The organism is Candidatus Goldiibacteriota bacterium, from assembly GCA_016937715.1.
Lineage (GTDB): Bacteria > Oederibacteriota > PGYV01 > PGYV01 > PGYV01 > PGYV01.
In genome coordinates, this window is the sequence record JAFGWA010000016.1 from 1 (window position 1) to 10,742 (window position 10,742).

The window sequence follows — 10,742 nt, forward strand, 5'->3', positions numbered from 1 at the left end:
CTAAAGACCCGCGTCTACCAGTGCCGAAAAAAATCTAAAATAACAAATCTAAAACAAAACAACGCGCCCTAAAAGGACGCGGCTACCAGGGATAAGAACAAGACAAAACAAACTGCCGCGGGCTAAAGACCCGCGTCTACCAGTACAATAAAATCAATGCGAAATAACAAATCCAAATCAAAATAACGCGCCTTAAAAGGCGCGGCTACCAGGGATAAAAATCCGGTACATAATAGATGTTTAAGGTTTGATAGGCGCGGGTCTTTAGCCTGCGGTTGTAGTGAGTCTGTGAGCGGAAATCTCCGAAATGAAGCGGATTTATGTTTTCAAGCAGTTGGGTCATCTGCGGTTGATGTTTTTTATCATATGGTATTATATTTTATACGTGCTTAATGAATTGATGAAACGCTGAAATAAAACTTGACGTTTTTTTGTAAAGTTTTATAATATTTCACAGGATTAACTTACTATCTGGGAGGGTGCTGTTTGAAAAAGTTATCTTTCTTGTTTCTGATGTTTTTTGTACTAATTATCTTATTTGCCTGTGGTAAAAAAACAAACCCTGCGGCTGCCGTTGAAGAACCTACTCCTATACCTGCTGCTACTCTTGCCGTTGTTGCGGCGCCGGACTCTTTTGAACCTGCTGACAGCGATCCTTATTCCGCCACGCATTTGGTTTTAGGCACAGCTTCAACGGGGCACACAATTCATACTGTCTGTGACTGGGATTGGTATTCGTTTGATGCGATAGCAGGACAATCATATATAATAGAAACCTATAACCTTGGCGCGAATGCCGACACATACCTTAAATTATACGCATCATCCAATATTCAAAACTCCATATTCTCAGATGATGACCGGTGCGGGTTTGAAAGTTATATAAGCTGGACATGCCCTGCAACGGGAAAATATTTTGTTTCTGTTTCTTCGTATGACTGTAATTCCGGTACGCCTACCAATATATGGAGCGGAATCATGGATACATCATACAGTTTCAGGGTCTCTAACGTACTTCCGGATACATATGAAACAGATAATGACGTGCCGGGTAAAAACATAATTGTCGGCGCGGCCGCGCAGTCACATAATAACCATCAAGCGGATGACATGGATATATTTTCTTTTGCCTGTACGTCCGGCAGCAAGTACACTATAGAAACATCAGGCTTAGGCGCGAATTCGGATACGGTATTAAGGCTTTATGACAGCACGGAAATTTTAATCACATTTGACGATAATAGCGGCGCAGGCGGCAAGGCAAGTAAAATATCCTGGACCGCGGATTATACAGGAACGGCGTATATCGCGGAATTTCAATCAGTGAATTCTGACTGGAACTGCGGTGTACTTGGCGGCACGGATACTGCTTACAGCATCACGGTCACATCGCCTTAAAGTCTTTGATGGTTTGTTTCATATTGTAGGGACGAAACGGGTTTTTAATGTTTATGGTTTAAATGTTTGGTAGGCGCACCTTTTAAGGTGCGGCAGTTGATTTGGATTTAAGAATTGGCAGGTGCGGCCGCCAAAGATAGACTAACAGGAAAAAAACGCGCGGGCTAAAGACCCGCGGCTGCCAAAACGAAAAAACAATATGTACTTTAAAGGCGCGGTTACTGAAACAAAATAATAACGTACAAACGCGTGGGGGGCCATGCGATTAGCGGAGGGTTTATGAAAAAGAACGGTCTTTTAGCGCGTGCATTGGTTTTATCAGGGGTAATAATATTTCTGGCGTTAAGCGCCACTGTTTTTGCGGTATTTTCTGCCTGGCGGCAAAAGGATGTATTAAGGTTAAGCCCGGCGGAAATATCAGTGACGACGGATTCCGGTTTATCAGCAGAGCTTAAAACTCTTGAAACAAAAAGCGTCAGCTTTGCTTTTGACAGGGATACCACCACCCAATATACGGCGTACGGGGCAAGCGTCATAACAGCCGCGTTTGAAAATGAACAAAACCTGAATTTTATAAAAGTATTCGGCGCCGCGCCATATACCATGACAGTTGCTGTTGAAAAGGGAAATAATAATTGGGTTGATGTTTCAGACCTTATAAACATGGATTTAAGCTCGCTTGCGGCGCAGTGGAACAGGTTTAATGCGGGTTCCGCGGCAAAAGGCACAAGGTTCATGATAACGCTGAAACCTAAAAAATCACTTCTGTCTTCGGGATTGGTTGAAATAGAATTCTGGGGCGATAGTGAAAGGATAAATATAAAAAGCAGCGAAGACCTGCTGAAAATGATGGAAGAAACAGACCCGCCCATGCAGGCAAGAAGTTTTGCCGCGCTGCCTGTACAGGGAGAAGTAACAGTAATATACGGCACGGACGGAATGGCTTCTACGGACTGCGTTTTTAGCGCGGCGGCAGTAAGGGCGCCCGCGGACATGAAAAGGGCGTGGCTTACCTATGAAATTTACGGATTTAGCCACTGGATAACAGCGAAAAGGGCTATTAATGGAAAAGCAATGCAGGGCGGATGGCCGCTTGCAGGCGCGGAAGAGTGGAGCAAACAGTCAGAAGAAATAAATCCGGAGTGGCTTAAAAAAGGTGCAAATGAAATACGGTTCAGCCTTCCTGCCGGATACAGCACAGGATATAAAGTAAGAAATGTAAAAATAACAGCCGAGCTTGATAACGGCGCAAATATGGTTGAAAACACAATATGCGGGGAAACCGGCATACCGGATATTCTTGACGGCAATCCAATGACAGGATGGGAGCCATATTCACAAAGTGAAGCGGCGGAATTAAACATTGATTTAAACAAACCCGCCCAGATAGAAAGAATAGGAATAAATATAGCCAATAAACTTTATGGTAAATTTGAAATAAGCGGAAAAATCGGCGATAAATGGCAGAACCTGTCCGGCATGCTTGACGCATCCGCAATGAATACAGGCTGGCATATGTTGAAAATTAACAACGTCAAGCCGGTTGAAAAAATTAAGATTAATTTTAACGGCGGCAAGGAAGAAAAAAGCGGCAAGATAAGTGAAATAACCGTAATAGGTTCGGGTTCCGGCGCGGCAAGAAGCAAGGATATAAACATAACATACCCTAACGCCGGCCAGTTTTACGGAAGGGCGGCATATATAAGGGGTTATCTTTCTGTTCCTTCCAATGCTTCAGGGCCTGCCATGATACTGGCAGGGCCGATACCGGCGGAAGTAAGGGACGGGTCTTTCTCTGCTGTGGTAAGCAAGGAAGATGTAGGCCTTACAGACAGCCCGGACATTGACCCGTGGGAAGTTGTAATAACGGCAATTTATCCTGACGGCGAAAGGCTTACAAAAACAGTAAAACTTAATAGGCAGCTTTCAAACCTTACGCCGCCTGACGGTTCTGACCCATCCACATACGCGTTTGGTTTAAAACCCGGAGTTTCAAGGACAATTAATTATGAAGGCGCGCTTCTGGAAATTGGCGCGGACGCCGGCATTGATCCTATGAACATACGTATGACAACGCTTAAAGACGGCGATTTGCCCGCGCTTGAACCGGGAATGACGAACGTCACAGGCGGGCATAAAGGCTTCCGTTTTCTGCCGCACGGCGCGCATTTTAACAGCAAGGTTAAGATAAAACTGCCTTATGACAGAAAGTTAATACCTGCAGGGCACACAGAAGATGAAGTAAGGACATTTTACTTTGATGAAAATTTAAGCAAATGGCTGCCCGTGGAATTTGAAGCGGTGGATGTTTCCACAACAGCTGTATCCAGTTTAACAGACCATTTTACGGACTTCATAAACGCCACAATAACAGAACCGGACCATCCGCAGGCGGTAAGCTTTAATCCCAATCAGATTAAGGACATAAAAGCGGCTGACCCCGGCGCGGGAATCAATTTAATTGAACCGCCGTCGGCTAATAATAAAGGAAGCGCGAATTTAAACTATCCCATAGAAATACCCCCCGGCAGGCAGGGCATGCAGCCGCAAATTTCTATTAATTACAGTTCAGACGGCGGAAGCGGGCTTCTTGGCGCGGGCTGGGACATGCCGGTAAGAAGCATAGTATGCGAAACAAGGTGGGGCGTGCCAAGGTACAGCGCAACACATGAAACAGAGACATATCTGCTTGAAGGCGAAATGCTGTCGCCTGTTGCGCACAGGTCTGATTTTGTGCCAAGGGATAATGATGTTGCAAACGGCGGTAAAATATTCCACACTCGCGTTGAAGGGCAGTTCAGGAAGATACAGCGCAAAGGGACAAATCCGGCAGATTATACATGGGAAGTAATAGAAAAAGACGGCACAAAGAATATTTATGGCGACCCCACGAATACTTCAGGGAATAGCTATGCTTTGCGTTCGGGTAACGGTGTATTCATGTGGGTGCTTAAAGAGACTGTTGACACAAACGGCAATAATATCAGGTACTACTATTCAAGATTCAGTAATGACGGAGATCTGTATTTAAGCAGCATCAGGTATACCGGAGACAGTGCCGGTGACGGCGCGTATAAAGTTGAATTTATTTATCCGGAATCAAACAGAGTTGATACCAGGATTGATGCAAGGGGCGGTTTTAAACGTGTTTCGTCAAAACTTTTAAGCGAAATAACAGTAAGTAAAATTGGAGGGGTTGATGCGGGTGTAATAAGAAAGTATTTGTTCGGTTATGAAGAAGGGCAGTTTCATAAAGTACTGCTTAAAACTATAACGCAGACTGCCGGTGATGGCGCAGTGTTTCAGGATAATGTCCACACTTTTGAATACTATGATGATATTGGCAGTGGTACTATTTTAAATGACAGCGGTGCTGATTGGTCGGTTCCGGGAGATGCCGTTGATAATATTAATATAGCGGGTATCAGTATTCTTGGCGAATCCAGCATGCTTAGCGGAACCAAAGGGGACGGATGGGGCGGCCATTTATATCTGGGAGTTGCCGTGCCATATCAGGGAAAAAATATTTCCGCGGGATATAAAGTCGGTTTCTCAAACGATAACAGTTACGGCGTTTTATCTTTGATGGATATAGATGGAGATAATCTGCCTGATAAAGTATTTAAGGACAGATCCAGCGGGAAATTTAAATGGAGAAAAAACATTTCAGGCGCTTGTCTTGGCGCAAGCAACGCTTTCTCAAACACGGTTGATGAAATAAATGGATTAAACAGTATAGCAAAAGATTATTCAATAATGACATCCAAAGGGCCGGAAGCTTATGTTTCCGGCGTTCAGGCACTGTATAATGATTCTGACGGTATGACTGTAGGCGAAAAATATATGATTGACGCAAACAGTGACGGGATTCCGGATCTTGTTGACGGAGGGCCGGTAAAGTTCGGCAAGCGCATGCCTGACGGCAGTATAATCTTTGCTGATGATACATCCTATACAGACTATCCTCTTGGCGCGGGTGAAGCAATAGATACGGAAGGACTGATACCTGACTTTACGGAAAAATACCTTAAAGATGTGGCGGATTTTCCGCTTGTAGACACAATAAAAAGATGGGTTGCCCCTTATGACGGTGTAATCAGTATTTCTTCAACTGCGCGCATGATGCCTGTTGTGGATGACCCTCTTACAACGGATAAAGACGAGCTGGAAGAATTTATTGGCTACAAAGATAAAGACGGTGTATTTGTTTCTGTTCAAAAAAATGGCGTCAGGCTTCTGTCTGAATCATTACAGGCTGAGGATACAACAGGAAAAACTTTATCCGTTGATATGCTTCAGGTATCCAAAGGCGACAGGATATATTTTAGGGTGCAGTCAGTGTTTGACGGTATGTATGATAAGGCAGGATGGGATCCGGAAATAAGATATATTAACGTGGAAGAGTTTAAGGATGTCAATAATCTGGGTGTATATTCCTATAAATCTTCTGATGATTTTGTAATGGCAGGAAGGAAAGGCATAAGTTTAAAAATGCCGTTTAAAGGGACGGTACAGCTTAAAGGCAATTTATATAAAAATGGCGTTACTACAGATGATGTGGCTCTTGTTATCAAGAATGGCGGAGTGCTGCTGAATAACCCCGATACTGATGTTATCTCATGGGACGGAACAGGCTCTATCACAATGGGGAATGGGGGCATAAGAACATTCAATGTAGAAAAAGGCGATGAACTTGTATTATGCGCAAAAGTTGATTCTAACATTGATTTGAAACAGTTGTCATGGCACCCCGAGATAATATATACGGAAACATTAAAGAGCAGCGATGAAGATGTTGTTCCGCCCGCGTTAAACAATATGGGCGAATATTATATAAAAAGGTTTTGCCCGTATGATATTGAATTCTATTCAGATAACGGCAAAACTGCACCGCATGAACCTTTTAAAATAACCAGGCCGGAACTTGTTTTGGCTGAAGTACCTGCTCCGGTTGAACAGGATGCTAAGGTCTACCTGCGGCTTACAGGTAATGTTACAAAAAATGCGGCTGCGGCTGATGATGTCCTGTTACAGGTTCTGGTTAACGATAATGTTGTAATGACAAAAATAATAGAGGGAGGGTATTTAGGTGATGTTGTTGTGGAAGAAGAAATTGACGCCAAATCAAACTCTATTGAGGCAGGCGCAAAAATAAGGGTAAAAATGGTTACGGGTTCCCAGAATGATCTTGATAATATACAATGGCAGCCTGAACTTAATTTTAAGGTTGTAGTTCCTGCTGATAAACCCGGTGACGCTCCGGAAATTACCCTGACAGAACCAAGCATGAAACCGGCATATGAAATAGACCTTCTTACGGACACTGATTCAGATACCGCTTCTGTAGATAAAACAAGAATAAAAAATTTAACAATTGTGCCTGTTATAATAGGCAAAGATGCCGTTGACGATAAACTTATCTTCACAATAAAGCCAAGAGGGAAAAGGCTTTATAAACAGGAAATCGCACTGAAAGACGGCATTGACACGGGAAATGCCGTTGTAATGGAAGTTACACTGGGAGAAGAACTGTTTTTTGAATTTACTTCAAGAGTTGACGGCATAAGGGGGAAGGTTGCTGATTTACATGTTGACGGATATTATGGCGAAGAAAACCTGATGCCAAAGTTTGGTATTGACAGTGCATTATTGACATATGTAAATCCTGCTTTATTTCAGTCTCCGTACAGAGGGTGGGGTGTTGCCGGCCTTAACGGGAATCCGTCAGGGGATATTACTGTTGACAATGTTAAAAGCTTAAATACACCAATTAATGAATCCGATTTAATAATACCGGCAGACCTTAAAAAACCTGAAAGTTCAAATCCTGAAGATAATGTTGGTGACGCGGAAGAAATAGATCAGATAGTATTTTATCCCGAACTGGGCGGCATTGCCGATGGAACTAATGATGCCTGGAGCGGTTCTGATAAGATGATTTTTGCCAAAGCATCAGTGTTAAGCAGTTCCAGGAATGGTACAAAAAATGTATCTATGCCTTCTGCGGATGATTTTGCCGGAACAGCAGGGACAGGTTCAGGAAATGGCGCCGGAGCATACGGCGTGCAGCGAATGAGTTTGAGCCGCCAGAATTGCGTAGGGGCGGGAGTATTCTTTGTAAATGGTTCATACTCTACCGGAGACAGCTGGGCTTTGCTGGACTATATGGATATGAACGGTGACAGGTTCCCTGATATAGTGGGAAATGCGAAGATACAATATACAAATCCATATGGCGGAATGGGTTCCACAAAATTGAATTCTCTTGGCGAATTCAGGAAAAGTAATAATGAAGCGGGTAATGCGGGTATAGGCGGGAATCCGGCTCAATGGAAATCCGATTCGAAGGGAACAGTTGCCGTGGAAGCGGATGGAGCTGTGGATTCCGCGCAGGGCACAGGAAGTCAGATGACGACATTGGGTTTCAACATAGGCGGAGGATTGGGCAAATCAGATGTAGAATATAACTTAATGGATATAAATGGTGACGGATTGCCGGACTTGGTAAGGCTTAATGAAAGTGACGGACAGAAGTCGTTAAAAGTAAGATACAATCTGGGTTACAGCTTTACAGAAGAAGAACAGTGGAATTCAACTGTAATTAATTATGGTGAAAGCAAAAGCCTTAATCTTGGACTGAATATAGGTTTTAACAGCGGTGATTATGGATGGGGCGGTGGTTTAAGCGGAGGCGGTTCTGAATCATATTCAAAGCAGACCTTGTCAGACGTTAATGGCGATGGCTTGGTAGATAGAGTAAACAATGACGGGACAGTGTGGATAAATACAGGAAGCGGATTTGCGTCATCAAGTTATAAGTTGGGAGGACCGGCAGAAATAGGCAAAGGGAGAACATATAATTTTGGGGGCGGTGGTTATTTTACAATTTCCATTCCAATAGTTCCGCCGATAACTGTATTTAATATTGTTATCAATCCGGGAGCGGACATTCATTGGAGCATGAACAGGCAGGAGATAATGTTATCCGATGTTGACGGAGACGGTTGTACTGACAGGCTGCTTTCGGATGATACTCATCCGCTGACTGTCTGGCACAATAAAACCGGAAAAACCAACCTTTTGCGCACGGTTTCAAGGCCGCTTGGGGCGTCGTTTGAACTTGAATATACCCGTGACGGCAACACCTATGAAAATCCGAATTCAAGGTGGAACCTGACAAAAGTAACGGTGAATGACGGCGTGCAAGACGGTATTGAAGGAAAGGGCGCGGATACGCAGATAAAGGAATTTGTCTATCAGGGCGGCAGGTATGACAGGTTTGAACGTGATTTTTACGGGTATAAGAGAGTTTCTGAAACCGTAAAGGACACAATGGTTTCCGGCAGTCCGGATTTCAGGCTTGTAAACAGGGGCTACCTGAATACGACGTATCATAATAAAGGGCTGTTATTAAGCGAAAAGACGTATGACATGTCCGGCGCTGTACAGAGACAGTTAATGGAATCGGCAAATACATACGGGCTTGAATTAGTGGCAGACAGCGCAGGCCATGAAATTACATATACCGCGGATATATTAATTGATTCCGTAATTAATAGGGAATCCGCGTTCCCAAAACTTGAACGTACTAACAAGACATTCTATGAAGACAGTTCTGCCGGAATATCCACGTATCAGACATTTGATTATGACAGATACGGCAATGTGACAAGTTTCTTTGACGCGGGCGATATTGGCGGTGGTGATAATGTTATGGCGGTTATTAAATACACCGGGGACGGCACAGGCAGGCATTCCGGCCTGGCAGATGCCCATATAGTCGGGCTTCCGGAAAGCATTGTTGTAATTAACAACAGCGGAAATGTATTGCGCAAGCGCGAAGCGGATTATTCCGCTGACGGCGATTTAACAACGATACGGCAGTATCTTACAGACAATACTTTTGCGCAAAGCAGCCTGACATATTACACAAACGGCAATTTAAAGGATTTTAAAGGCCCGGCAAACAAAGATGGGCAAAGATATACGCTTAATTATGATTATGATGCGGATGTGTCCACTCATGTTACGTCAATATCAGACAGTTTTAATTACAGTTCTGACGCGGCATATGACTACAGGTTCGGCAGGGTAAAAACTACAACTGACTTAAACGGCAATATAATGGAAAACGGGTATGACAAATTCGGAAGGCTTGTTTATGTGATAGGGCCTTTTGAAGCGGGGACAACAAAAAAGACCATAGAATTTGAATATCATCCCGAAGCGGATGTGCCTTACGCGCTGACAAAACATTATGACCCGTATCGTGACGCGGCGGGTGTTGACACAATAGACACGCTGTTATTTACAGACGGATTAAAGCGCGTACTGCAGACCAAAAAAGACGCGTCTATATTTACGGCAGAAGGCACAGCGCCGCAGGACAGCATGATAGTTTCCGGCAGGGTGGTGTTTGACCATGTGGGAAGGACGATAGAGCAGTACTACCCGGTAACAGAGGCAAAAGGTTCAAATGATTATTTTAACGAAACCCGCGACACGCAACTGCCGACCTTAATGGTTTATGACGCGCTTGACAGGAACATAAAGACCACAATACCGGACGGTACTTTTACAACAATAAGTTATGGCATAGCGCCGGAAGGCGGGCAGGACCGTTTTAAGACAACGGTAACAGACGCGGAAAATAACAAAAAAGAGACATTTAGGGACGTGCGTGAGCTTATAACATCCGTTAAAGAATACAACACAACAAAAGGCGAAGTAATCACCACGTTATACGGTTACGACTCCTTAAAACAGATAGTAAGCGTAATAGACGCGCAGTCTAATACCACCACGGTTGAATACGACATGCTTGGCCGCAGGACAGCAATTACAAATCCTGATACCGGCAGGGTGCAGACTGTGTATGACCTTGCGTCAAACGTGATAGAAAAGATAACGCCAAACCTTGCGCTTGGCTCCAAAAAGATAGAATACGGCTACGACTATAACCGCCTTATGACCATAACATACCCGGATTGTACGTCCAATACTGTCACATATACATACGGTGCTGCTTCGTTAAAAGGACAGGACGGGAACCTTGTAGGCAGGATAACAAAAGTTACGTTTGAATCCGGCAGTGAGACAAGGGAATATGACAAGCTTGGGCAGGTAGTAAAAGAGGTATATAATTTAAACACAGATAATAAAAAGGCAAACGGCACGCTTAAATACACCACGGAATACGAATTTGACAGCTGGGGCAGGATGCAGAAGGTAAAATACCCTGACAAAGAAGAAGTAATGTACGGGTATGACGCGGGCGGGCTGTTAAATGTTGTAAACGGGCGCAACACGTCGGTTGAATACCCTTACGTACAGGACATTCAGTA

2 protein-coding genes are annotated in these 10,742 nt (G+C 43.9%); both read left to right on the plus strand.

What is annotated here, in order from left to right:
• Positions 1-486 precede the first annotated feature (486 nt).
• A complete protein-coding gene (locus JXR81_02025) occupies positions 487-1,398 on the plus strand; it encodes a PPC domain-containing protein (GenBank protein MBN2753624.1) in 912 nt (303 codons plus the stop codon).
• A gap of 279 nt (positions 1,399-1,677) precedes the next feature.
• On the plus strand, positions 1,678-10,742 hold a 9,065-nt coding region (locus JXR81_02030; protein ID MBN2753625.1), incomplete at its 3' end, for a hypothetical protein.